The organism is Bartonella sp. AP88HLJMH (assembly GCF_042195605.1).
In the GTDB taxonomy this organism is placed as follows: Bacteria; Pseudomonadota; Alphaproteobacteria; order Rhizobiales; family Rhizobiaceae; genus Bartonella.
In genome coordinates, this window is record NZ_JBHIOR010000003.1 from 131,072 (window position 1) to 155,005 (window position 23,934).

Below are 23,934 nucleotides of genomic sequence, written 5' to 3' on the forward strand. Positions count from 1 at the left end.
ATTCCCGCTTATTTAAAGATCTGATGCAACTTTACGTTCAACAGATGGTGAGGTTGTTCCGGTATTTGGATTTGTGCCTTTTGGTTGATAGGCTTCGTTAAAGACGCATAGGACGTTTTTTCCCTGTCTTAGGGTGAAGCGTGCGCTAATGGCATGGACTATCACCATGTTGCCTCTTGTGGTTTTGGGAACCAGCGATTCTGTACCGTCATTGCTGACAATGTAAATGGCAGGGATTTCTTGGTTGTCTGGAAATGTAAATGTTGTGGTTTTGCCATTGTCATAAACGGAGGAGGGTTCGAGCACGCTCGATCCTTGAGCGGTGTAAGCCCAATTGCGTGGTCCATAGGTTTCAGAAGCGTTGAAGACATTATCGATACGCTGGGCTTGTTGTTTTTCTTGTCGCATAAGGGCTGCGAGTCTTCTTTGTTCTGCTTCTTCTTGTGGGTAGCGAAATTTCACAAGGAAATATGTTTCTTGTCCAGAGGAAATTTCTCCATCTTTGACCATGAGTTCAAATTGATAGGAGCGCTTTGAGCCATCAAGCTTTGTGGTGACGACTTGGAGATTGGTAATGGGTTGGACTTCCCGCGCTTTGAGGAAAAGAATATTGCCAGCGGGGGCGACTTCCCATGCAACGCTGTTGCCAATTGCCACATGGGCAATTTCTTCATTGGGAGAAAATTCTATTTGTACCGATGAGCGTATGGAGCCAATAATTTTTGTGACATTATAGGCATCATAGTTGATAAAGCGAATGCGGCTATCGCTTGGCGCACGGGTGGGAAAAATACTGGCATGGCTAGGCGTTAAAGAAAGGGTAATAGCGATGTTAAGAATGAGAAAAAGAATTTTTTTTGTCATGATCAGTTGACCACTTCCGGATCGGTTCTATATTCACTAACAATAAACCCTAGAGGATTTATCAAACGGTTTTGGACAGAGATAGGGGCATTGATGTATTCAAAGGTAAGTGTTGCAACCCAGTGGGTGATGAATTCTTTGTTGTTGTCGTTGTCGTGAATGGTTCTGTAGTAACGCACTTGGGCAACATCGTCATTGATAAAGGAGATTGATTTTATTGTTATTGTAACGGCGGCGTGTTTATAGAGAATTTGAGGACTTTGGGGATTTCTTGCTCCATACCAGCTGGCGAATCTTTCCTGTTCTTCTGAAGAAGAGAGGAGGGAGACGGTTTGAAAGTTGTGTTGTGTTTCTTCTGTGGTGAAGCCTTCACGGGAGCGGACATATTTTGCAGCAAAGTAGCGTGTGATTGCTTCGTCGACATTGGTGGGACCTTCTTTTAAGGATTCCACAACTTCAACGATACCGGTTGAATTGTCCACACGGATGACAAAAGGTTCCACGGTTTTAAGGGGCGTGAGGGTGATGACCGCGAGAGAAGACAGTATTGCAACAGCAACCGCGATGCCGGCAATGGCAAGCGAGACGCGGGTGGTGCGGCGTGAGGCGAGCATGCGATCTTGATCAAACGAGCGCGCTTCAGCAATGTATTGTTCTATATCTTTTTCTTTCATGCTTTTTGCCCGCAATTTTTGTAAGATTTGATTTCTTCATCCGTTAATTTTTGTGCCAGAAGCGTTTCCAGCTTACCTTCTACGGGTGAAGGGGTGTTGTTACTGATGATAATGGGTGTGGGCGTGGGTTTTTTCCCTTCCCAATTCCACATTGATCTGTTGAGTGGACGTTTAGAATATCCATCACATTTTGGGAGTGACTTCAGTGTGTTTGGTGAAGACATACAGCCACTGAGAAAGAGAAATGGTAGGATAATCCCAATTTTTTTAAATTTCCGCATTTGAACTTAGGCCTTTGCTAATTGTGCTATTAGTGATGCTAATTTTTTTGCACCGTTCGTTATCGTTTTAGCTCCTCCTGAGCCTGTAAGGGAGGCTCCCCCAGAGGCTAAAGCGGAAGCAATGCCAGGTAAATTGAAGAAAAGAAAAATACCACCAACGCCAACCACGAAGAATTCGCCGTAGGCTAACACGAAATCTTTAATGTTTTTTGTAAAGACACTCATTGCAAGTTCGATATACATACTACCAAGCAAGATGACTAATACCTGTAAAATGATGAAGTTTGCAACTTGTCCTAACCATGCCTCTGTAAAACGCCTTGTTGATGAAAACATATAGAGGCTTATGAAGAGCGGTCCTACTGATATGACAAGAAACAAACCAAGTTTAGCAAACAGTGTGACGATAAAACCAATTAGGCAAAAAATAATAGCAATTGTGTAACAGAGCGAAGCATAAATCCATGAAACAAGATACGCCCCCAGTGCAAGCCATGATGAAGATTTTGTTGAATCTAAAATATGTGAAATAGCTTTATTTATCAGATCATCCCATATATTTTTATCTGAGTGTATTGTACCTTGTGTGGCATGTGCAATGGCATTCGGCAGAGCCTCAAAAAATATATTACCGACCCACTCATTATAAAGAGCAGCATTAGTGGCGAGTGAAACAATGATGCCAAGTTTGAAAGCTGTCGTTATAAATTCCCATAAGGGCATAGAAGAACGCCCTGAGATGATATTGTACCCTATAAATATAATGTAGATTGTACAAGATGCTTTAAGCGGAGTACTTAAACCTGTTGAGAGATGTTCAACGGAATCATTCATTATTTTCATTATAGGTTTCGTTAACATATTTTCTACCATGGTAAAGTAAGCTACTTCTTCGAATGTCATTGCACGTCCATTCTATCTAATTTTTGCAAATATGATTATTTCTGATTCAATTATTATCTTGGTTTTGTTTAGCGCGCTCTTCTGCTTCTCTTTCGGCTTGTTCTTTTGCTTTTTCTTCAGCCTTTCTTTTTTCCATTTCAGCTTTTAGTTTTTTTATTTCAGCTTGCCTTGCTTGATGTTGAGCTTCCATTGCGGCGTCAAATCTTTCCATCGCTTTACGGTTTTCTTCTTCGCGTTCACGCGCTCTTTCTTCAGCTTTTGCTTCATATTCCTTTTCAAGTTCAAGTTGTGCTAATCTTAAGTTTTCACAATTTTTTGCAGTTCCTGCGAATCCACATTTAGCATTCCACTCTTCCATCAATTTTTTATCTTTTTTAAATTCTGCTACGCTATAGGTTTTTTCACATCCAGCAGTGATGAGCCCTGTGCAAAGTAGCAATGTTGTTATGAGAACTTTATTCATAGATATTTCCCCTTTTTCCTTTCAGTTTTACAAGGTTTGAGCACAATCTTTAAATTATGCTTGTGTTATCGGTTTTTATAACCAGTGATGATAAATCTAGAGCACAAACATAATGTTGCCATAAATATATTAGAGTGTACGAAGCTCTTTAAGTTGAGCAGCTAAAGCGCAATAGCGATGTGTAATGGTGCTATCCATTGTCTTTGTAAGGGAATGCATTACAGTATTATCTATGTCAGTAAATACACCTTTGGTTACTATTGCCATTGAGATGCTCCGCTCTTCATTATGTCTTAATTATTATTCTGTTGTTCTTCTGCCGCGCGCTCTTTTGCTCTTCGTTCTTCTTCAGCGCGTTCTTTTGCTTTTTGTTCAGCTCGGAATTTTTCATTCTCAGCTCTCATTTTTTTAATTCTGGCTCTCATTTCAGCTTCGGAATCTCTAATCATTTTTTGAAACTTTTCATCATCTTCACGCTCTCTTTCTGCTGCTTTTGCTTCATATTCTTTCTGAAGTTCTAAAAATGCTAACCGCATGTTTTCACAATTCTTTGAAGTTCCTGCAAATCCACATCTAGCATCCCACTCTAGGCGTAATTTTTCATCTTTTTTAAATTCAGCGACGCTATAGGTTTTTTCACAGCCAGCTGTGATGAGCCCTGTGCAAAGTAGCAATGTTGTTATGAGAACTTTATTCATTATTTATTGTCCTGTTGTTGTTTAGCGCGCTCTTCTGCTTCTCGTTCTTCTCGCCTTTTATTTATTTTCTCTAGAGCTTTATTATAATTTTCTAACGCTCTCTTAGAATGTTCTTCATCAAGTTCCTTCGCGGCTTGTCGCACATTTTGACAATTTTTCGAATTATCAGAAGCTCCACACTTCCATTGAAACTCTCTTATTAAGCTTTCATTTTTTTTAAATTCTTCTACGCTGTAGGTTTTTTCACATCCAGCTGTGATGAGCCCAGTGCAAAGTAGCAATGTTGTTATGAGAACTTTATTCATGATTAATGGGTGTCCTGTTGTTGTTTAGCGCGCTCTTTTGCTTCTTGTTCGGCTTTAGCTCGTTGTTTTGCTTCAAATTCAGCTTCCCATTTTTCTTGTCTAGCTTTTTGTTCAGCCCAAAGTTCATCCATACTTTTTTTCCGTTCCTCTGCTGCTTTACGACTTCTTTCTTCAGCTTGTGCTTTATATTCTTTTTCAAGTTCTAAGAATGCTAACCGCATGTTTTCACAGTTTTTTGAAGTTCCTGCAAATCCACATTTAGCATCCCATTCTAGGCGTAATTTTTCATCTTTTTTAAATTCTGCGACGCTATAGGTTTTTTCACAGCCAGCAGCGATAATTCCAGTGCCAAGTAGCAATGTTGTTATGAGAACTTTATTCATGATTAATGGGTGTCCTGTTGTTTTTCGGACTCTTTTTGTTCTTGATTATCTTCAAGAAGTTCATTTGCAAGGTTATGGTAATATTCCTTTTGAAGTTCAAGTTGTGCTAATCTTAGGTTTTCACAATTTTTGGCAGTTCCTGCGAATCCACATTTAGCATTCCACTCTTCCATCAATTTTTTATCTTTTTTAAATTCTGCGACGCTATAAGTTTTTTCACAGCCAGCTGTGATGAGCCCTGTGCAAAGTAGCAATGTTGTTATGAGAACTTTATTCATGATTAATGACTGTCCTGTTGTTGTTTAGCGCGCTCTTCTGCTTCTCGTTCGGCTTGTTCTTTTGCTTTTTGTTCAGCTCGGAATTTTTCATTCTCAGCTCTCATTTTTTCAATCCAAGCTTTTTGTTCAGCTTTAAATTCTTCATCTAGTTTGCGATTATGTTCTTCAGCTTTTTTCCGGCGTTCCTTTTCAAGTTCTAAAGCTGCTACTCTTAGGTTTTCACAATTTTTTGAAGTTCCTGACCATCCACATCTTGCTCCCCATTCTTCCATCAATTTTTCATTTTTTTTAAATTCTGCGACGCTATAAGTTTTTTCACAACCAGCTGTGATGAGCCCTGTGCAAAGTAGCAATGTTGTTATGAGAACTTTATTCATTATTTATTGTCCTGTTTCTTTTCAGATTCTTGTTTATCGTCATTTGTCGAGCCAAAGCCTCTCCATTTTTTACGGGTTTCAAATTCAGCTTGCTCTGCATTTTTACAATTTTTCGAATTCAAATCCCCTGACGTCAAACATTTCACTAATACTTCTTCCATCAGTTTTTTATTTTTTTTAAGTTCTTCTACGCTGTGGGTTTTTTCACATCCAGTGGTGATGAGCCCTGTGCAAAGTAGCAATGTTGTTATGATGATCTTGTTCATATTCAAGCCCCTCTTTTTTACTCTTTATTGACCACGCAGTTTTTTGGCATAATCTGCATATCGCGCTGAAAATTCTTCGTAAGCTCGTTGTTCGGCAGCTTTGTACTCTGCTTGTTGAATCATCGCGGCGGCTTGCATTTGGAGAACTTGTGTTTGGAGTTTTGCTTGTATCGCTGATAATTGTGCTTGAATGCCTTGAATTTTACCCGCATCTTCAGTACTTCCAAGTTCGTCAAGGAGCTTGGTAATGGTTTTTTGTGTTTCACTGGCTTCTTCGTAGACGTCTTGGCCTTTTGCTGCTTGTCCTACCGTGTTCTGTTCGGCTTTTTTCACTTCTTGTGCGTAAAAAGCATCTACTGCCTCTTTTGATCCAGCACCCCCCGCGGGCTCTTTGTATTTAAGTTCTTCTTGCCATTTTTGCGTGTTTTTGCTGCCGCCACCGCCACCGCCACCGCCGCCACTGCCCATCGATTGTTGAAAGTGGTTAAAGTCTGAAGGAAGGGCGCCACTGCTCCCTTGCTTGTTAAACATCTCTTTCAATCCCGAAATGTCAGGCTTGACATTTAAGGAGTTATATAACTGTTTCGCTTGATCGAGTTGGCTCTTTAATTGCTCAAGCTGTTGTGCACCTTGTTGAATTTGTTGTTCTGCTTTTGCAACTTGTTCTCTCAATCTTTTGGCTTGCTCTATATTTTCCAGCAGTATTTTATAATCAAAGGGACCACCTCCAAATGCATTTGCTTGAGGTCCAAAAGAAATTGCGCAAAGAGCTGTTGCCAATAAAAGTTTTTTCATTGCTTTGACCTTTCTTGAAAAATAGGAAGCCATTTTTCTGGAGATTGTCCAACTTCATCCATAATGGTCTCTAGGAGTTCAATATTCTTGGTGGTGCCACTTAAAATGGCTATTTCATCATCAAAGCCGCGTAAATTCAGTTCTGCTACAACTGAACTTTGTCCTTGTTTGATGAGAAAACGCCGTGACTCACGGCTTAATTCTGATTGTATCAGGTTAAATTCTCTGTCCGATAATTTAAAACCTTCTACATAATCCCCATGATTGCCCTTTTGATTGGGAAAATAAATTTGTGTGGGGCATTGCTCTATAATGGTGTGGGCAATGGTCGAATTGATCGCATCTTTGGGAGATTGCGTTGCAAACAACATCAAACCATTTTGTTTACGGATAGTTTTCAGCCTGTCTTGCGCAAAGGCTTTAAAGGAATCATCCTCTAAGGCTTTCCAAAACTCATCAATGACAATGATAATACGACGCCCATCAATCAGAGACAAAATCCTATGAAAAAGATACATCATTAAGGGGGGACGAATTTCATTATTGTCTAAAAAATCCGTCATGTCATAACCAATAAATTTTGCATCAATGCCAATGTCGTCATCAGGATTGTCAAAAACCCACCCTAAGGCATTGCCTTTACACCATCTTTCTAAACGACCCGCTATCCCCTCCCTGTGCGTGGTGTCAAAAAACATTTGTAAGGCGGAGATCGTCCGTTGTTCTTTTGGCAACAAGGCAAGTTGGTCAACAGCCGCCGTGATATCTTGTCTTTCTGATTCACTGATCTTTTGATCTTCAGACGAAACAAGCTTTATAATCCATTGGCGTAAAAAAACTCTATCTGCTGGATTGTTATAGTCTAAGCCTTTTAGCGGTGCTATGCCTGTCGGTCTACCATTCTTCAAGGGCATATAAGTGCCGCCACCCGCTCTGACAAAAAGTTCTGCACCCCGATCTTTATCAAAAAAGACCATATTGGGATCATGCTTTTGAAGTTGCGCTAAAAGAAAATTGACAATAACCGTTTTCCCAGAACCAGAAGGACCACAAACAAACGTATTGCCTAAATCACCAAAGTGAAAGTTAAAATAAAACGGTGAACCAGCAGAGGTTTTCATCAAGGCTACCGCTGGTCCCCACACATTGCCATCTATTTTTCCAACCGGAAAAGAATGAAAAGGAGAAAGCGCTGCATAATTGCGGCTTGTTATTGCACCAGAGCGGGTGCGATAAGCATAATTGCCAGGCAATTGTGCCCACCAAGCTGCTGCTAACCCTAAGTCTTCCCGCGCAATCACAGCCCCACCATCTGTAAGACGAGAACGCGCTTTGGCAAGATTATCCGCTAACTCTTGCGGCGTATCAGCAAAAACTGCCAATGATAAATGATGCTCCCCTAAAACAAAACGATTGGATTCAAGATCATCAAGCGCATCATCCAGTTCCATAATTTGTGAACCTGCTCGATCTCCTGCATTGACCATTTGATTCTGTTTGCGCCCCATAATCTGTTTGGCAGCATTTTTGCTCTTGAAAATAAAAGATTGGGTGAAAATAAACTCAAAGGGAAGGGTGAGCAAACCATCCGCCATGCCTACCCTGGTTTTTGCTGGATATTCTTTCCAACCAAACATGCCCGCAAACCGCTGTGCCGCCTCATAGCGTATTTCTATGATCTCTTTCCCAAAAATGAGACGGTCTGAATAAACAGTCGAAGCTATCGTCCCCCATGTGAGAGGTATCCGTTCACGACGACCTCCCACCAATTGGTGGATAAACTCACTTTGCTGCGAATAAATATTACCTTCATGTTCATAAAGACTCAGTCTTTTTGCACCATAACGCTCTAAATTTTGAATAAGATCTGTGGTAATATCTTCAAGCTTGCGAATGGACTCTGCATCAACTTCTGTCTTTTCTTGCTTGGCTTTGCCTAAACGTTTGAAAAACTCCACTAATTTATCCGTTTGATCAATGTGTGGATTCCACAAAATCGAAAGATAAAGATCATTGCGATAAAGCTCCTGTGAAATCATCCGGTCGCGATATTTATCATCTAATTGCTTGGCAAATGCCGATCTGAAAGTCCCATTCGGATAAATCGTTTCACGCTTTCTGATAATATGGCTATAAAGCGCTATCCGTTCATCCGCTATGTTTTTAAACAGATTATTGAGCTGTTCGTGAAGCACATTCAGATCAATAATATCCGCTGTCTCAAAGTTAATCCCTTCAAGTTTAATAACGCTCATGAGAGCGCGTGAATCCAGCGCAATGATGTGCTTGTTGACATGGCGCACATAAGGAATGATCGCCTCTGGCTGCTTTTCACGTTTGCGCTCTGTTCTATTCATTGTAATTCCTCATAATTACGAATTAATCGTAATGGAGAAATACTTCCCCCACCCCATAGACTCGAATTTCTGGCAAAAATACTTGTTTTTTGCCATGTCAGAAGAATACGAAATTTGTTATGGTCATGCTTTAGGATTTCCTTGAATATGAAATGCAGCATCACACCAAAGGTTAGAAAAAAAATATTGCCTGCCATAATGAACAATATCATCGTTCCTATCCCATTTAATCCCATAGCTTCCACCGTCACGCCTGCAATCATTGCAGGGCGCGTGCAAGCAAGAAATAACGTATCTTCTGTTAGCTTGTCGTGCTCTTTCATGGCTTTGAAAGGCTAAAGTTAAGCGAATTAAGACATAAACATTGATGCGATTTGCGATGCACCAAAAACAATGCCGATGCCAACACAAACAAAGAAAGCTTTACGCATTTCAACATAACCAGCAATCCATGCAAGCCCAACACCAGCAATCGCAATGGTTGCGATTGATTTTGCAATTGGTCCTTTTAAAGCATCAACTATTTTTTGAAGAGCAGTTTCAATTTTTCCGAAGCCGCCATCAGCAAATGCTGGTTCACTCAGTGCCATGAAGGCAATAAACAGCATCAATGCTGCTGTTAACCATTTCTTTTGGGTGTTGGATAGAATAGTTTTTTGTAAGGTATGTTCATTAATGAACGAATTATTCATGTTTTTCATGAAAATTCCCCCGCTTTATGTTTAAGTTGATCATAAAATTAATATTCAAAATATTAATCGGGAATCATATAAATGAAAAAAATAAATTTTTCTATCGATAAATTAATAATATTTAATCTTTTATTATTTAATGAACAAAAAATATAGTAATATTCAAAATGATAATTTTAAAATATCTTCGAGCAGCGCCTAAATATATTGTCTTAATTTGTATTATTATTTTAGGATACTTTTATTTCAGTCAACATAATGAAAATATTATGCAATTTTCTCTTTTTGAAGGATCAGAAAAGACAATAGAAAACCCCGTTCAAAATCCGAAGTTACAATTGATAGATTATGCAAACCAACAAGACGTAAATCAACAAAATGTGGTATTGCATTCAGAACCAATCGCATCACAATTTTATGAAGAAAATGTGCCGGTCTATTCCGGTGCTATACAGGTCACAAGTGGTGTGACCTTTAAAATGATCACGCTTGTAGATGATGGATGGAGAAAAAAGATCATCCGTGATATCCGATTATATGGTGTGGAAAGCTGTGAAACACGACAATTTGCCTCACGCAACGGAGTTAAGTGGCCTTGCGGTGCTTTTGTTACGGCTTGGCTTGTTTCAAAAACAATTGATAAAAAGGTTACTTGTCGGCAAGCACGTGTCGTTCAACAGGTTCATTATGCACAATGTTTTGTAGATGGGGTTGATCTGGCGCGGTTGGGGCTGGCAGAAGGGTTGATGGTGTTGACAAAAGATCAGCATCATTTTCCATCCCCAGCAGACTATAAAACCCTACAATCTGCTGCTCAAAAAGCACAAAATGGCTTGTGGTCGAGCCAATTTCAACAACCAGAAGATTGGCGAAGAGATCATGGAAGCTATAATCCCATTGACCATAATTAATATTGACCATTATTGATAAAGCGTCTTTTCAAGCGCTATTTAAAAATCAAGACAATATTCTACTGCAAATCTTATCAGAAAAAAGTTAATGATAATCCACACAGTCCTTGGTGGACAACGCTCTTCATGGAAAATTGTTGTGTTTAAAATATCCTATAGGTTATTTACTACAGCGCTATGGGAGAGCGCGTTTCCTTCCCCTAAACAAAATAGTCATTGTAACAAACATGAGTGTTCAGAAAAATATAAACACATGCAAACTACTGATGTGACCTATGGTCATGAAAAAAGGCTTATGAAAAAATAGAGAAAAGGTAAAACTGAAAATACCTTGCCTTCAAAAAACAATCAATTGCTTCAAATCAAACCAGAACTTTTAATGCAAGCTTTGCCTCATGTTGCTATGTTCATGAAACATGGGTTGCAATCTGAAAGAGAGTGTAGCGGTTCTATGGAATTTTTAGCAAAATGAAGGGGATTTTTTTCAGGTATTTGAAGAAGCTAAAGAGACTATGAGGAAAAAAATGTGCTTTCTTTTATAACAAAAGAAAGCACATTGAGAGGGGGATTTAGAGTGACAGCTTTACATATTTTACTCTGAAAAGCGGTCTTTTTTATCTTTTTTCCACAAAAAATAAGTTGCAAGTCCGAGAATGGGAACACCCAATTTGGCAAAAGGGAGATGTTGACTGAGAGCTGCAAGACTGGAAACGGTCGCATCTGTCATGAGTTTGTGGCGTTGTTCTTCTGTCTTTTTTTGTTGGTCATAGCGTTGATAAGTTTTGAGAACGCGACTGATAATAAGACCTAATCCCGCAAGAGAAAGACAAATTAAAAACATGATACTGGCGGCAGCAAGAGGCTTCATAACAGAACATAACGCAATAAAACCGATGGTACATAAAAAAAGCAAAGACATGAAGAATGAAATGCTAATAAACCCATAGAAAATTGCTTGAAGGCGTACTTGCTTGACTGTGCTTTTAAGCCCTCCACCGACAAGATGGTTTAAAAGAGGAGCGATAAACTTATGCATTGCTTAACGACGTAGTAATTGAGAAAGAATAAAACCAACGCCTGCTGCAAAAAGAACGCTTTTGCCAGGATTTTTGCGAACGCATTGGTTCATGGTTTGTTCAAGATCACTGATTTTGTCTTTTGCTTGAGACATCATGTCTTCACCACTTTCTTTCGCTGAGTGATATAGTTTTTCCGCTTTGTCTTTGGCGGCGTTGAATTTGTTTGCACCAAGATCTGTTAGGGTTGAGGTAATCCCTGAAATTTCAGTGCGTAACGTTTCTAATTGTCCTTGTAGGTCTTTTTCTACGGCTGATTTATCGTGCTGTGTTGTTTTATTATGGGCCATGGTATTTTTCCCTCTTGATTCATTATATTTGTATTGGTGTGTTCATAGTGATCATTTGCATTGGAGTGAAAATTTTCACTGCTTGAGTAACGCCAAAAGCTTTTTTTGGTTCCTTTCATTTTGTCGAATTTAAAACTGTTTTTGATAAAATAAATCTTTCCTATACGATATGCTTTGTCTGTAAAGGGTCGCATCTGTTGAGAATTGTCTTATGCTTTTGCAGTAATTTAGCACCATTCTTCAGTTTCTCGTGGCGCAGTTTTTTTATAAAAGTTTTTTAAAAAGCGTGTTGAGGTTTATTTTTTAGGCTTGTGACAGGTAAAAAACATCGTTGTTGCGATTTTGCGGCAGAAGTACTGTCATTTTTATGCTTTTGAAGCAAAGAAAAAGAAAAGAATATTGCGGCTCTTTGCTCTCTATGTATTTGGGGGCAACACGCGCTGCCCATGATACTTTTGGTCAGTTTAAGATATTGCGATAGTTCTTTTTTTAAAACGTAAGGTATATTTTTATTTTAGGATAGGAGAGGTACTTCAGTGTAGGGGTTGTTAGAGATGTGCATATCCTTTTCTTCAAGAGTTTTATGATATTTTTGCTGCTTGTTTCATGTAAGAAAATATTTTGTTGGATTTAAAAGAGCCGCTGAAATGAGAAAAGCTTTGCGATATGAGAGATTTATTTGACAGGAACGATGATAAATTATTCTTATAAATTAAAATATTATATGCGATACTTCTTGTAAGTTTATCATTTTGCCTAATTTATGCAATAAATTGATTGGGTAAGATAAACTTGTTGAATTGTTAGAGAAAAATTTCTTGAGTAATTTCTTTAGAATTAAGAGAGAGAGCTTGTGAAATAAAACTATACTTGATTTATCAAGTTTTCTTTCTTAAGAGGAATACACAAGTGACGTTAAAAGGGTCGTGGCATTGTGGAAGAGTGATGCTATGCGGGGTGACGATCCAGCTCATAAATAAAGATAAGAGCACAAGAATGTGAGATAAAAATGGAATCTGAAACAGTCCCTTTAGATAAAACAGTCCCTTTAGATAATATGTCTTCTGTATTGACAGTGCATGATTTTTCTCCTCTTTCTATGTTTATGGCTGCTGATTGGGTGGTGAAAGCCGTTATCATTATTTTGTTACTTGCTTCACTTGTGTCTTGGACAATTGCTTTTGTGAAAATTGTCGAGATCACTTTGGTAAAACGAAGAGTACGTCATGAACTTCAATTGGTTCTAAATGCTCAGACTCTTACGCGTTTGGCAGCTAGCTTGAAAGAAAGCAAAGGAGCTGGTGTGTTTTTTCTCAAAGAAGTCCTTAAAGAGGTGTATCTTTCTGCACAACAGGTTCATTTTTCTGCTCCTGAAGGGATAAACGAAAGCTCTGGTGAAAAAAACAGTACAGGGGAAAGTGCACAAACGATTGAAGATATTCTCTTTTATGAGGAGAGCAATCAATATGAAGATGTTTCCCGCGATGTTCGCGATGCTAAGGCTCGTGATGTTCATGAAGGTTTAAAAGAAAGGGTTCATTCACTTTTGTCACGCTGCTTGCTGGCTGCTACACGCCGTGTTGCATGTGGAAGCGCTGTTCTTGCAACTATTGGCGCAATTGCTCCTTTTGTTGGTCTTTTTGCAACTGTTTGGGGAATTATGAATTCTTTTATTGGGATTGCTCAGTCTCAAACAACGCGACTTGATGTGGTGGCGCCTGGAATTGCTGAAGCCTTATTCGCAACGGCTGTTGGGCTTTTTGTGGCTATTCCCGCCGTTGTTATGTATAATAGCCTTATGCGTGCTTTGAGTGGTTATCGCAGTGATTTAGGCGATATCGCTGCTGCTCTTGAAAGGCTCTTGAGCCGTGAACTTGATAGACAAAGACAACAGAAAAGTCATAAAAAATGAAAGCAAGCCTTAATAATGATTGGGATATAGACGAGAGTGGGTTGCAAAGCGAAATCAATGTAACCCCTTTTATTGATGTTGTATTGGTGTTGCTTATTGTTTTTATGGTTGCTGCGCCTTTGGCAACATCTGCCATTTCCGTTCAGCTTCCTTCTATAACTCAAGCACCTTCAGTGGTTCAGTCTGATGAACCTCTTTATGTTACGTTGCAAAAAGATCGTTCTCTTTACATTGGTGATCATCTTGTAGAACAAGCAGCTTTGAGAGAAGCTTTGTTGAGGGAAACGACGCAAAATTTAGAGGCAAAAATTTTAATCAAAGCGGATAGCGAAATTGATTATGGTACTGTCATCGATTTATTAAATCAAATACGCATGGCTGGATATCATAAAATCGGTCTTGTAGGATTGCAAAACTCTACCAATCTTGTTTCAAGAGGTGAGATCAATAATAAAACAACAGGGATAGCGGATGCTGCTGTCGATGGAGCGGGTGGTAACGTTGTGGGGCATGTGGATGCTGTAACAACGGGCACTGCGGGAAACGCTAATATTCCAGCCGATGTCTCTGATCAGTGATAAAAAACAGCCTTTGTTGCAGGAAGCAAAGCATATTACTCAAAGTCGTAGAGTGAAATTGATGAGGGTTCCGTGGATTTGTTAAACCAAATACGCATGGGTTTGATATTATGCAGGGGGTTCATATATCGAATCGGTTTTTTTAGGATTAAGCTCTACTCATCTTGCCGCAAGAGGTGCGATCAAGAAAACAGCAGAGGCGATTGTTGTGTATCTTAATACATCTTAAAGCCTTTTTTGCGGCGGTGTTCATAAATGGTATAACCGTAAAGCCCCCGTAAAATAATAAAAAAATCTATCAAACATCACCATCTTTACGCTTAACAAAAGAGCAAGCGAGCACCATTACCGTATTTATATTTTTTTCCCAATGTTGCAATAGTGTTTAGGACACGTATTCATTATAGGCATTTTTCCAGTTTTTATCTGCATGCTAGCCACGTTTGGAATGTGAGAAACATGCTTTTGATTGATTTAATATAAATAGGCTTGCCATAAAACAATCTTACAGTATTGAGATTTCTCATTTAAGTTGAAAGACAATTCATTATTATTATAAATCAATATGATGTATAGATTGTCGACATTACAAGTAGTGTGTGAACGCTCAATGGTTAATGCCAATGTTTTTGTTATGAGGGAGGGGTATCTGGTGATAATGAAGTTTTGTATAGTGCACGAGACGTAATTGAGAGATGCTTGTTTAGAGGTGCTTTTAGTGAAAAAACTTTGAAAGCAAATGCGCATTCCTTTTGCACTTTAAAAGCCCAAGGAGTTTTAAGTGAAAGGGTGATTAGAATAAGTGTGTGTTATATTTTAAGGATAGCGATTTTTCAGAGCTTCTTAAGTGTGTCCTGTTGAACCAAAACCTCCTGTTCCACGGCTCTCGTTATGGCTTTGGGTACTTTGCTCTGGTTCAATGGCGCAAACATTAAGTTGGGATACAGGGGCGATGACTGTTTGGGCAATGGCGCGCATGCCCCGTTTAAATGGAAAAGTCTTCTTGGCCTAAATTGATTAAGAAGGAGTTTGACTTCACTTCCGGATAGTCACACTCAATCGTTCTTGGAGTGTTGAGGTATGTAATGCCCGTGTTTTAAGGCTAAGCCAGAGCGTGGACGGATGCGTGCTTCACAAGCCCCACGTGATAAATGAAAAATGAGACCTGTTGGAATAAGTGCCCGCTGCTCAGGGGCAAGAACAAGCGTTTCTTCTTTACCAATTGCTGCTTGTAAATCCAAGACCCGCAGAATCAGCCGTTGTGTAGTGAGGAAGCTTTCTTGTCCCAAGCGTGCGATGCTGAACGGATAAAGTCAAGGGGGGTGTGAAGATTGAGAAGAGACAGGAGAAGAGTAAGGATACTTGTTTAGAGGGGCGTTTAGTGAAAAAACTTTGAAAGCAAATGCGCACTCCTTGTGCACTTTAAAAGCCCAAGGGGTTTTAAGTGAAAAGGTGATTAGAATAAGTGTGTGTTATATTTTAAGGATAGCGATTTTTCAGAGCTTCTTAAGTGTGTCCTGTTGAACCAAAACCTCCTGTTCCACGGCTCTCGTTATGGCTTTGGGTATTTTGCTCTGGTTCAATGGCGCAAACATTAACTTGAGATACGGGGGCGATAACTGTTTGGGCAATGCGCATGCCCCGTTGGATTGAAAAGTCTTCTTGTCCTAAATTGATAAGAAGGACTTTGACTTCACCACGGTAGTCACTATCAATCGTTCCTGGAGTGTTGAGGCATGTGATGCCGTGTTTTAAGGCTAAGCCAGAGCGTGGACGTATTTGTGCTTCAAACCCAAGTGATAAATGAAAAATGAGACCTGTTGGAATAAGTGCCCGCTGCCCAGGGGCAAGAACAAGCGTTTCTTCTTCTCCAATTGCTGCCCGTAGATCAAGACCCGCAGAACCCGCCGTCGCGTAGCAAGGAAGTTCTAAACCTTGTCCGTGTGCAAGACGCTGAACAAATAAAGTCTGGGCATGTGAAGATTGAGAAGAGACAGGATGGTTGTTTAGAGAGGCGTTGGTTTCAGTGTGCGACATGATCAAGGCATTTCCAAAATATGAGGTCTAGAAGAAAATGATACTTTAACAAAAGATATCTATAAAACCAAGTCGATAAAGGTGTGTGGATATAGGTTGTCCCCAGAGCTTGCTTATCATCTCTTGCTGACCTAAAATATTCCACAACACCACCTAACATCATCAAAGGCATTTTTCAATAATGGCATCATCAAGGATGGCTTATGCCTAGGGGCATGCGCTTATTTGAGATCTAAATTATGGTTACAGATAAGATTTTTTAGATACTACCGATAAGAATACCCGTGGCAAAAACCAGAGCTCCCCCAATGATAACCTGTAAAGAGGCGCGCCAAAAGGGAGTGGACATGAATTTGTTCTGAATCCAGACGATGGCGCCTAGTTCAAAAAAAACAATGATAAAAGCAATAATTGTCGCTACATAAAAAGAGTTGATCAAATAGGGAAGAGTATGACCTAGTCCTCCTAATGTTGTCATAATGCCGCTGGCAAGACCTCTTTTTAATGGCGAACCACGCCCTGATAATTTTCCGTCATCATGGGCTGCTTCTGTGAAACCCATTGAAAGTCCCGCACCAATTGAAGCTGAGAGCCCTATCAAAAAAGTTTGATGCGTGTCTCCCGTGGCAAAAGCTGCGGCAAAAATGGGGGCAAGGGTAGAGACAGAGCCATCCATTAACCCTGCAAGACCTGGTTGAATCCAAGTCAAAAGTGTTTGTCTTTGCGTTTTCGAAGGCTTTTTTATGGTGTGATTTGCCGCTGTTGTTTTTTGGGAGGGATGGCGGTTCTTGCCTTTCACAAGAGAAGTTTTGTCACATAATGAACCGATAGTGTTTGCACGATTATGGCAAGAAAGGCACAAAAGTTGCTTATAATTTTTAAGCTCTTGAAGCCCCATGGCGGTAAAAACCGCGGCTTCCTTAGAGGAATAAGGTTCTAGAGCTTTTGCATATTTTAAATAGAGCGCCGCATGTTGCTCTTTTAATTTGAGCGCTTTAAGTATCACGTTTTGTGCTGAACGAAAGGACAGAGCTTTACGTTGTACAAATGAAAAAAACGATCTCAACATTTTCTGTTCCTCTGCACTTTAGAATAATTCTAAAACATAAGAAAAATAAACCGAAAGTCAATCTAAAAGTTAAAAACTGACAAATTACAAAAAGGTTGCACTGAGAAAAAAGGTGCTGGGATGTTGAGAAAGTACAAGGAGATTCATCAAATGGAGACGACAGGGGCGCATGAAAGAAATGATTACGTGAAAAAATTTAAGAGACAATGTGCTTTATTTTGCTAAAGGGGCGTTTGAATGGAGCATTTCAATGTATTGATGCTCGAGAATATAGGAAAGGAATAAGCTAGCATCATCATTCATTCGATGCGTTCAAAAGACTGTCAGCTCTTAGAATTTGAAATGATTCTTTAAAGGAGATCTTTATTCAAGGGATAAAAGCCCATTTCGCGAGGGGGCCCCGTGAAGAGTATAGAAGGGTGGAGCGGCAAAATTTCCATGAAATAATATAAACTCCATTGAGTCTTCTTAATCTTTACGCTTCATAAAAGAGCAAGCCGGCATCATCATACACCTTAGCTCCCAGTGTTGCGACAGTCTTTAGCACTGTTCATTATAGGCATGACATTTTATTGTACAGTTTTACGCCACTCATTCTGCTTGTGGAGGTGTAAGACGGTATTCTTATGATATTTACGCGCATTTTAGCGTTGTTACAGCTTTTGCATTTAGGTGGATTTGTTAGCGTGTAACGAATTATCTTTTGTGCTGTGATTGCAGGGGCAGGTTTAAGGGTGGGGGTGCATAAATGAAAGAGATATTATCATATCAAATTGTTTGATCACGCATAAAAATTTATGCTTTATGAAGGGGCATTTATCGCCTTGTAACTTGCCTGATATCTTGTATGAAAGCCCAAAATTCAGTAGGATTCCTCTCACTTCAAAACTTCTTATATTGAAGCAATTCAAATCATTTTCTTGTGTATCACAAGGAGGGGTGTGGGTGTGGGATTATTAAAAAGTGTGATAAGTTGCAATGTGAGGGGAGGATAATCTCCGTGTCAGTGAAGGAGATTGCTCTTAGCGTTTTAAAAAATATGTTAAGTTTCGTAGAAAAAGGCGGGGAATATATGGAAATTGATGAAAGTTTAGAATGGCTTTTACGTTCTCAAAAACTAACAATACTGCAGGCAGCGTTATTGATAGTGGGCTTGAATCCACTTATATGTGAATTTACCAACGAAGACAGACCTAAAGACAGTGGTATTTACGAAAGGAGGGGAGCGAGTACCGCTCGCTAAAATTGCTTTGTTCCGAGCTGTTTATAATGAGATAGTAAGAGTAGTAGAAGAGGGAAAATTAAGGGTAGAATGGTACTATCATCGTGATTTTCGGGGGGGTCGTTTGGACGAGAATCCTATTGTTGAATATTCTTCTGTTTCCCTAGATGATTTGAAAGAATGGCTTTTATTGTGTGGTAAGAGACCTAAAGTTTTTTTTCCTGAGGATGATTCTGCTGAGACTAAGGACCAAAAATATGCGTTTCAAGATCCAACGCATCCACGTTATGCTCCAAAGCTTGCTGCTATTGTTGCGGCATGGGAAGCGGTGAGTGAGGTTGAGGGTGGTAAAACTGTTAAAGGAACGCTTGCAAAATGGTTGCAACAGAATGCTGATCAATATGATTTACACAATAAGAAAAGTGGTAAGTTAAAAAAGGATGTTATTGAGGAGTTAGCGGCTGTTGCGAATTGGGAACCTACCGGAGGGGCGCCTAAGACACCTGCCAGCTCTCTTTTATCAAAAGAAAAAAAATAAAAAGATCACTAAAATTGCGCTGTTTTTTTTGATAATTTTGAAGATAAACTCTTTTTCTGGGGGAGATTTTTACTTTTCTTCCCTAGATTATAAGTAATTGTTTTTCAATAAAAATAATTTTTATAGTGTTCCTCTGACTGTTCAGGCGGGGAAAAATAGACATTTTGGGGCAGTAAAATTTACCCTGTAGTTTTCGTAACTTACCTCTCTATTTTTGTTTGATTTTTTGGGGCACTTTTAAAATCCAAATCAACTGAAATGGATTTAAATATGATAAAAATACTTTCTTTTTTTACGGTGCGTGGAAGTGCAAAAAATTCTCAAGTAAGTGCACCGATAAATACACCAATATTGGAGCAGCCTGTTGCCGATGAGGTGGTGCGTAAATCGTTTAGAATAGGTGTATTGTCGTGTTGGTTAAAGTTTGAACTTACCCTTGTTATGGAAAAGGTCAAAGCTGAGCGTCATGTGCGCTCTCCATAAAGAAATCTTGTCATCTATGAGCGAGTGAGGATTTCTCTTGAAAAATTTGCACAATAGTAAAACTCGTTAGCAAAACCCGTTCTATGGCGCAACAAAAAGGATGTCATAAATGATTATCTCATCATAAATATGCTTTAAGAATAACCCTTGCGTGGCGAAAGTCTATGGCGTAGTCGCTATAGATTTTTGCTCTGTGTGTGGTGATCAATGCTCTTGTTTATCTCTTGTCAATGCAAGTGCCCATGAAAGTGATGGGTGTCTATTGCTCCATTGTGATGCTTGGTTGTTCATGTTTAGAAACGACAAGTGTATTAAATGTGATAGGGCTGATAGAAAGGAGAACGTATCCTGTAAAAATAGGTGTGTCTTTAAAATAAAGCTGATAAACGAAATTATTTTTTTATCTACCTTTTGTATAATGAGAAAAAGGTATTCAAAGTGCAAGCATAAGCAATTTAGCAGTAAATCCCAAAATAGCTTAATATATCGTTTCTAGGAGAAGAGGAAGAAAGTCTATCTGCAAAAGCTATGTTGGGTCGTGTGACAGGTGAAATAATGCGGTTAGGGCAATAAACAATTGTTATTGGTGAAGAGATAGAAATCGGTTGGGTGTTGATTTCTGTTTTACTACAGAATTTTCTTTGTTATCTCGTAAAAATACTATTTTGAGGTGTGGTGATGTAAGTTCTGTGTTTAGCGTTATCGTTATCAATCGGTTATCATATGGTAAGTAAACTAATATTATTCAGATTATATAAGCATTATTAGCTCTCTTTAACAGAAACAGATGCGTTCAAAGATGAATGGAGTATTCTGTGTAGTCTTAAAGCGTTTGAATCATTAAATGCTCTTTACTATTTTTTTCTTTTCAAAAATGCTGGCTTTTTCATCCGCTTCATCCGTATTGAGGGACGTAAATAAACAAGTTGTGAGGTCGAATATCTTTTGGTAAATTGAGCGATTGAACACTTCAAGAGCGCGAAGAACAAGGGATTGTTTGTTATACCAAATTATGAAAAATTTTTTTCAATCTTGGAAAGATATTCTTATTGCGGAAAATCATATAAAGTTTAAGCAACGGCAGCACGATTTTTTGTGCAATGAAATGATAAGTATGTACAATATCTCGGTAATCTCCATGGGAAACTTTACCGGATCCAAGGTGTGGATATTGTCTTCTGCTTATCCCAAATCGCAGATATTTCAAAACAACAACGGTGGAGAATGAATGTTGGATATGTTCTAGGGAAGGTTGCAAAAAATGGCAGTTTTCAAAAAAATACCAAAAATGACGAAAGGAGCGGTTTCCCACTCCTTCGTTCCTATCTCCCCTTGCGGGGAAGCGGCCACCATTACTGATGCCGTGTATGGTGATATAGATACACTTATTTTTCTCAAAAGTCAATAGTGTAAATGCGGTAAATATTTGAGCATCAGAGCTACAACTTTATGAAAATCTTCGCAGGATAACCTTGGAACGGTACGTGAGCAACTTAAACGACTTACAGAAACTGTTGTGACATAATTGCAGATAATCCATGCTTTTTTATTCTCTATGGGAGATTGTATTGGATACGCAGCGGGATTATTGGGTTGTGATTTCGTTGAAAAAGGTAAAACTGTCACATTTCCATATAATTTTGCATTCTTAGAAAGCACTAAAACAGGCCGCTTTTTCCAAAATTCAGGGAGTATCGAATCATGAGGAAAATCGCACCAAAAAACTTGCCTGATGCGTGGTGCCGATTTGATTCGTGGTTTTATATGAGGTGGTTTTTCGTAAGGCGCATTTAAATCCCTTTCTTTTATATGCTCGCGCCATGCATTATGATCATGTTCCATCATAACACATGGTTCTTCAAGTTTGGTTATATCTAAGGAAATAGGTGATAGGGTAGAAGGCTCTGTGTTCTTATCTTCAGCCATAGCAGACCATTTATATTTATTGGTCCCCTCACTTATTATTTTACGGCTTTTCTATCACGAGTTTTTATCAAAATGTTGCTTATAAGTACAGAGAGGTGAAACCATAAAATGGATGTATCTGCTTATTTTTGTCTTTTGAGTACAACGCTAGAGGAGGGATGTTGGTGACTCGTTGGTGTGGGTGGGTTGGTTTGGCGGTGGGTGGTTTTGGGTGGGGATTGGTGATTGGAGGGGTGTTGGTTAGGGGGAAGCGATTGGAGAGAACGAGTGCGCGCGGTTTCGTTTCTATTTTATGGTTAGAGTTTTTTATGGATTGAAAGGAGCCCTTTTGAAGTAATATAGAGGCTTATAAGGGAGAAAAATAGGCTTGAGACGACATTCCAACCGGCAAATGAGAGAAAAAGAAAGCGTGCGGATGCTTCAGAACAAGAAGGGGGATGAATGTTGTTTAATTGGTTAAGCAGCTGGTTAATGTCTGAGGTTTTTCTGACTGCGCTTAAACCACAGCTGAGGGGAGCTTCCCAAAAGCCATATTCAACACCCGCATGATAGACGGCTAAAACAAGGCTGATGCACATTAAGACAAAAACACAAAAAAATAAAAGTTGTATCCAAGCAGTTATGCGAAAAAAACATGCTCCAAAACCTGCTAAGAGCAAAAATGGTATGGCTCCATAATAAGGAAAACGCTCTATGAGACATAAATCGCAAGGAAGATATCCTCCGAAATATTCAAAACCAAGGGCAATCCCTATTGTGGCAGACAAGCAAAAAGCGAGAAAAAAAGCCCATAAACTTTGTTCTTTTCTGCTGGGTTCAAGATGAAGGTGTTTGTGTAAAAGTGGGTGAGAAGACAAAACGCATGCCATTAAGTCTGTTCCTTATAAAAGCTTCCTGTTTAAAAAAGCTATGAAAATCCCATAAATTAAAAGGAGGCTAACACAACCAATGAGAACAATCCATTTGAAATGCTGTACTAGAAAATTCATTGCTTTTTGTCCAAAATGTTTAATCAGCCACGCGAGAAGATAAAAACGAGCGCCTCTAGAAAAAATACAAATAAGCATGAAAAGTTCAAGACGTACACTCATTACACCGGCCAAAATTGTGACAATCTTGATGGGGGGAAGATGAAAAAAACCTGATGTTATCAGTAAAATGATGAGAAATTGCAGGGTTGCACTATTTTTCAGTGATTCAAAACTTTCAACCTTACCATAAATTTCTAAAATGGGTTTGGCAAGGGTATCATAGGCAAAATGTCCGATAAACCAACCGGCAATGCCTCCTAATACAGAACAGATTGTCGCAATCAAAGCATAGCGATAAACCCGCTTTTGATGGATAAGAAGCATCGGAATATATAAAACATCTATGGGAATTGGAAAAACAGAACTTTCAATAAAGGCAATGAAACCAAGCCAGTGTGGTGCTGTACGCCGATTTGCTAAAGAAATCGTCCAAAGCTTTAATTTGTTTAATATCATGAGGCTTTTATAAGTTTAAGAGGTAAAGACTTTACAAATGAGATTGCTATAAATCCGGTAGAGAAATCCAATAAAGAAAGTATTTCATAAAATAGATAAGAAAATGATATGAATTCTTAAAAAATGAGAAGTCTTCTGTTGACGAATCTGTTCTTCTTCATATAGTGCAAAGGAATAATCGACAAGTCTGTCTTTTATAGTCCTGTCTTTTATAGCAGTGTGCGGGTGTGGTGGAACTGGTAGACGCGCCAGACTCAAAATCTGGTTCCGAGAGGAGTGTCGGTTCGAGTCCGACCACCCGCACCACTTCATAAATATTTTCCTTTATCCTGTTATGGTGCATCACGTTGTTTTATAGAACATGGGATTTATAAAACATGGAATTTATAGACCGTGTTCAATGTTTTGTATGTTGAATGAAAAACCTCGAATACCGTAGGATTCTCTCATTTCAAGTCTGCTTATAGTAAATCAACCAAAATCATGTCGCTCGTGCGTTACAAGCTAGATGAGCTCGCGTGGAGTGAAATTTTACAAAAAATGAATAAAAATGCCTCTTATGCCGTTTCAAGGGCATCATTGGAGGTTAAAGTGTATGATGGATGGGGGTGCCTGCTTGCACTTTTATGAAGTGTAGAGATGGTGCTTTATAGATTTTATATTCTTGTAGGTGCTGTCGCAAAATGGGCTTGAGGGTTTTGAGAGCTGTTTCTTTAAAACATGCATGTGAATTGGCAACCCAAGTGTCTTGAATTTGAGTGTGTTTGGTTTGAAGCGTTGTCGTATGACATGAGGGGCGTGATCGCCAAAAAGATATGTGAGCAACAAAAACATGGGGCAATGTGTAATCTCCTCTCTTTAAAAGACAGGAGCATGAGAGGCTTAAAAGATTATGCTTTAGAGGCTTTATAGATTTTATATTCTTGTAGGTGCTTTCGCAAAATGGGCTTGAGGGTTTTGAGAGCTGTTTCTTTAAAACACGCATGTGAATTGGCAACCAAAGTGTCTTGAATTTGAGTGTGTTTGGTTTGAAGCGTTGTCGTATGACATGAGGGGCGTGATCGCCAAA

At 39.1% G+C, this 23,934-nt stretch carries 30 protein-coding genes, 1 tRNA gene and 1 pseudogene; 8 read left to right on the top strand and 24 right to left on the bottom strand.

Annotation, left to right across the window (positions count from 1 at the left end; genetic code table 11):
- Positions 1-12 precede the first annotated feature (12 nt).
- From virB9 to ACFIMA_RS02660, 16 genes are all read right to left on the bottom strand, one after another.
- Entirely contained in the window at positions 13-864 is an 852-nt protein-coding gene (gene virB9, locus ACFIMA_RS02585) for a P-type conjugative transfer protein VirB9 (protein ID WP_375620970.1), read from the bottom strand.
- A 2-nt stretch (positions 865-866) separates the two neighbouring features.
- A complete protein-coding gene (locus ACFIMA_RS02590; RefSeq protein ID WP_375660647.1) occupies positions 867-1,538 on the bottom strand; it encodes a virB8 family protein in 672 nt (223 codons plus the stop codon).
- On the bottom strand, positions 1,535-1,819 hold the full coding sequence (locus ACFIMA_RS02595; RefSeq protein WP_375693069.1) for a type IV secretion protein VblB7: 285 nt from the start codon (positions 1,817-1,819) through the stop codon (positions 1,535-1,537). The genes ACFIMA_RS02590 and ACFIMA_RS02595 overlap by 4 nt, the downstream gene beginning before the upstream one ends.
- Positions 1,820-1,825: 6 nt before the next feature.
- Entirely contained in the window at positions 1,826-2,722 is an 897-nt protein-coding gene (locus tag ACFIMA_RS02600; protein ID WP_375664765.1) for a type IV secretion system protein, read from the bottom strand.
- A 46-nt stretch (positions 2,723-2,768) separates the two neighbouring features.
- The gene (locus ACFIMA_RS02605) at positions 2,769-3,185 is read right to left on the bottom strand and encodes an EexN family lipoprotein (protein WP_375664766.1); all 417 of its coding nucleotides are present in this window, start codon (positions 3,183-3,185) and stop codon (positions 2,769-2,771) included.
- Positions 3,186-3,314: 129 nt separating this feature from the next.
- Positions 3,315-3,452, bottom strand: a complete 138-nt coding sequence (locus ACFIMA_RS02610) for a hypothetical protein (RefSeq protein ID WP_375693070.1) — start codon at positions 3,450-3,452, stop codon at positions 3,315-3,317.
- Between the two features lie 26 nt (positions 3,453-3,478).
- Positions 3,479-3,883 carry an EexN family lipoprotein gene (locus ACFIMA_RS02615; protein WP_375693071.1) on the bottom strand — a complete coding sequence of 135 codons (405 nt, stop codon included), beginning with the start codon at positions 3,881-3,883 and terminating at the stop codon, positions 3,479-3,481.
- On the bottom strand, positions 3,883-4,188 hold the full coding sequence (locus ACFIMA_RS02620; RefSeq protein ID WP_375613231.1) for an EexN family lipoprotein: 306 nt from the start codon (positions 4,186-4,188) through the stop codon (positions 3,883-3,885). Before ACFIMA_RS02620 ends, ACFIMA_RS02615 begins: the two co-directional genes overlap by 1 nt.
- 2 nt (positions 4,189-4,190) lie before the next feature.
- A complete protein-coding gene (locus ACFIMA_RS02625; protein WP_375693072.1) occupies positions 4,191-4,571 on the bottom strand; it encodes an EexN family lipoprotein in 381 nt (126 codons plus the stop codon).
- A 2-nt stretch (positions 4,572-4,573) separates the two neighbouring features.
- The gene (locus ACFIMA_RS02630; RefSeq protein WP_375655740.1) at positions 4,574-4,849 is read right to left on the bottom strand and encodes an EexN family lipoprotein; all 276 of its coding nucleotides are present in this window, start codon (positions 4,847-4,849) and stop codon (positions 4,574-4,576) included.
- Positions 4,850-4,851: 2 nt separating this feature from the next.
- Positions 4,852-5,226 (bottom strand): EexN family lipoprotein, encoded by a 375-nt coding sequence (locus ACFIMA_RS02635; protein WP_375693073.1) that lies wholly within the window; start codon positions 5,224-5,226, stop codon positions 4,852-4,854.
- Positions 5,226-5,492 (bottom strand): EexN family lipoprotein, encoded by a 267-nt coding sequence (locus ACFIMA_RS02640; RefSeq protein WP_375693074.1) that lies wholly within the window; start codon positions 5,490-5,492, stop codon positions 5,226-5,228. Before ACFIMA_RS02640 ends, ACFIMA_RS02635 begins: the two co-directional genes overlap by 1 nt.
- A 24-nt stretch (positions 5,493-5,516) precedes the next feature.
- Positions 5,517-6,287 carry a type IV secretion system protein gene (locus ACFIMA_RS02645; protein ID WP_375693075.1) on the bottom strand — a complete coding sequence of 257 codons (771 nt, stop codon included), beginning with the start codon at positions 6,285-6,287 and terminating at the stop codon, positions 5,517-5,519.
- Positions 6,284-8,644, bottom strand: a complete 2,361-nt coding sequence (locus ACFIMA_RS02650) for a VirB4 family type IV secretion/conjugal transfer ATPase (protein ID WP_375693730.1) — start codon at positions 8,642-8,644, stop codon at positions 6,284-6,286. Before ACFIMA_RS02650 ends, ACFIMA_RS02645 begins: the two co-directional genes overlap by 4 nt.
- Complete coding sequence (locus tag ACFIMA_RS02655) at positions 8,641-8,967, bottom strand: type IV secretion system protein VirB3 (RefSeq protein WP_375612517.1); 327 nt, start codon at positions 8,965-8,967, stop codon at positions 8,641-8,643. Before ACFIMA_RS02655 ends, ACFIMA_RS02650 begins: the two co-directional genes overlap by 4 nt.
- Positions 8,968-8,994: 27 nt before the next feature.
- Positions 8,995-9,345, bottom strand: a complete 351-nt coding sequence (locus ACFIMA_RS02660) for a TrbC/VirB2 family protein (RefSeq protein WP_375612518.1) — start codon at positions 9,343-9,345, stop codon at positions 8,995-8,997.
- Positions 9,346-9,503: 158 nt separating this feature from the next.
- Between ACFIMA_RS02660 and ACFIMA_RS02665 the strand changes: the two genes are divergently transcribed.
- A complete protein-coding gene (locus ACFIMA_RS02665) occupies positions 9,504-10,247 on the top strand; it encodes a nuclease (RefSeq protein WP_375631988.1) in 744 nt (247 codons plus the stop codon).
- A gap of 592 nt (positions 10,248-10,839) precedes the next feature.
- Here the strand turns inward: ACFIMA_RS02665 and ACFIMA_RS02670 are convergent.
- A complete protein-coding gene (locus ACFIMA_RS02670) occupies positions 10,840-11,283 on the bottom strand; it encodes a hypothetical protein (protein ID WP_375631986.1) in 444 nt (147 codons plus the stop codon).
- A 3-nt stretch (positions 11,284-11,286) separates the two neighbouring features.
- Positions 11,287-11,613, bottom strand: coding sequence for a YqjD family protein (locus ACFIMA_RS02675; protein WP_375612522.1), 327 nt, complete (start codon positions 11,611-11,613; stop codon positions 11,287-11,289).
- A 1,009-nt stretch (positions 11,614-12,622) separates the two neighbouring features.
- Here ACFIMA_RS02675 and ACFIMA_RS02680 point away from each other — a divergent pair.
- Together ACFIMA_RS02680 and ACFIMA_RS02685 are read left to right on the top strand one after the other, a co-directional pair.
- Entirely contained in the window at positions 12,623-13,525 is a 903-nt protein-coding gene (locus tag ACFIMA_RS02680; protein ID WP_375621589.1) for a MotA/TolQ/ExbB proton channel family protein, read from the top strand.
- Positions 13,522-14,103, top strand: coding sequence for a biopolymer transporter ExbD (locus ACFIMA_RS02685; RefSeq protein ID WP_375621588.1), 582 nt, complete (start codon positions 13,522-13,524; stop codon positions 14,101-14,103). The genes ACFIMA_RS02680 and ACFIMA_RS02685 overlap by 4 nt, the downstream gene beginning before the upstream one ends.
- An 843-nt stretch (positions 14,104-14,946) precedes the next feature.
- On the opposite strand, the pseudogene dut (ACFIMA_RS02690) reads toward ACFIMA_RS02685, so the two are convergent.
- The 3 genes and pseudogenes from dut (ACFIMA_RS02690) to ACFIMA_RS02700 all read right to left on the bottom strand — a co-directional run bounded on the left by dut (ACFIMA_RS02690) (position 14,947) and on the right by ACFIMA_RS02700 (position 17,209).
- Positions 14,947-15,435: pseudogene (dut, locus tag ACFIMA_RS02690) on the bottom strand (dUTP diphosphatase).
- Between the two features lie 174 nt (positions 15,436-15,609).
- Positions 15,610-16,140 (bottom strand): dUTP diphosphatase, encoded by a 531-nt coding sequence (dut, locus tag ACFIMA_RS02695; protein ID WP_375640903.1) that lies wholly within the window; start codon positions 16,138-16,140, stop codon positions 15,610-15,612.
- A gap of 259 nt (positions 16,141-16,399) precedes the next feature.
- Entirely contained in the window at positions 16,400-17,209 is an 810-nt protein-coding gene (locus ACFIMA_RS02700; RefSeq protein ID WP_375611594.1) for a VIT1/CCC1 transporter family protein, read from the bottom strand.
- 1,000 nt (positions 17,210-18,209) lie between these two features.
- On the opposite strand from ACFIMA_RS02700, the gene ACFIMA_RS02705 reads away from it, so the two are divergent.
- From ACFIMA_RS02705 to ACFIMA_RS02715, 3 genes are all read left to right on the top strand, one after another.
- Positions 18,210-18,452: a hypothetical protein gene (locus ACFIMA_RS02705; RefSeq protein ID WP_375693078.1), complete on the top strand. Its 243-nt coding sequence runs from the start codon at positions 18,210-18,212 to the stop codon at positions 18,450-18,452.
- Positions 18,412-18,969, top strand: a complete 558-nt coding sequence (locus tag ACFIMA_RS02710; RefSeq protein WP_375693079.1) for a hypothetical protein — start codon at positions 18,412-18,414, stop codon at positions 18,967-18,969. The genes ACFIMA_RS02705 and ACFIMA_RS02710 overlap by 41 nt, the downstream gene beginning before the upstream one ends.
- A 270-nt stretch (positions 18,970-19,239) precedes the next feature.
- A complete protein-coding gene (locus ACFIMA_RS02715; protein ID WP_375693080.1) occupies positions 19,240-19,452 on the top strand; it encodes a hypothetical protein in 213 nt (70 codons plus the stop codon).
- 1,401 nt (positions 19,453-20,853) lie between these two features.
- On the opposite strand, the gene ACFIMA_RS02720 is transcribed toward ACFIMA_RS02715, so the two are convergent.
- Complete coding sequence (locus ACFIMA_RS02720) at positions 20,854-21,378, bottom strand: type II toxin-antitoxin system PemK/MazF family toxin (protein ID WP_375613249.1); 525 nt, start codon at positions 21,376-21,378, stop codon at positions 20,854-20,856.
- Positions 21,379-21,542: 164 nt separating this feature from the next.
- On the opposite strand from ACFIMA_RS02720, the gene ACFIMA_RS02725 reads away from it, so the two are divergent.
- Positions 21,543-21,695, top strand: a complete 153-nt coding sequence (locus tag ACFIMA_RS02725) for a hypothetical protein (RefSeq protein WP_375677903.1) — start codon at positions 21,543-21,545, stop codon at positions 21,693-21,695.
- On the opposite strand, the gene ACFIMA_RS02730 is transcribed toward ACFIMA_RS02725, so the two are convergent.
- The gene (locus tag ACFIMA_RS02730; protein ID WP_375677902.1) at positions 21,675-22,247 is read right to left on the bottom strand and encodes a disulfide bond formation protein B; all 573 of its coding nucleotides are present in this window, start codon (positions 22,245-22,247) and stop codon (positions 21,675-21,677) included. The genes ACFIMA_RS02725 and ACFIMA_RS02730 overlap by 21 nt on opposite strands.
- 12 nt (positions 22,248-22,259) lie before the next feature.
- Positions 22,260-22,865, bottom strand: coding sequence for a YqaA family protein (locus ACFIMA_RS02735; protein ID WP_273790911.1), 606 nt, complete (start codon positions 22,863-22,865; stop codon positions 22,260-22,262).
- Between the two features lie 221 nt (positions 22,866-23,086).
- Here ACFIMA_RS02735 and ACFIMA_RS02740 point away from each other — a divergent pair.
- Positions 23,087-23,171: transfer RNA gene (locus ACFIMA_RS02740), tRNA-Leu, on the top strand.
- Positions 23,172-23,934: the final 763 nt, after the last annotated feature.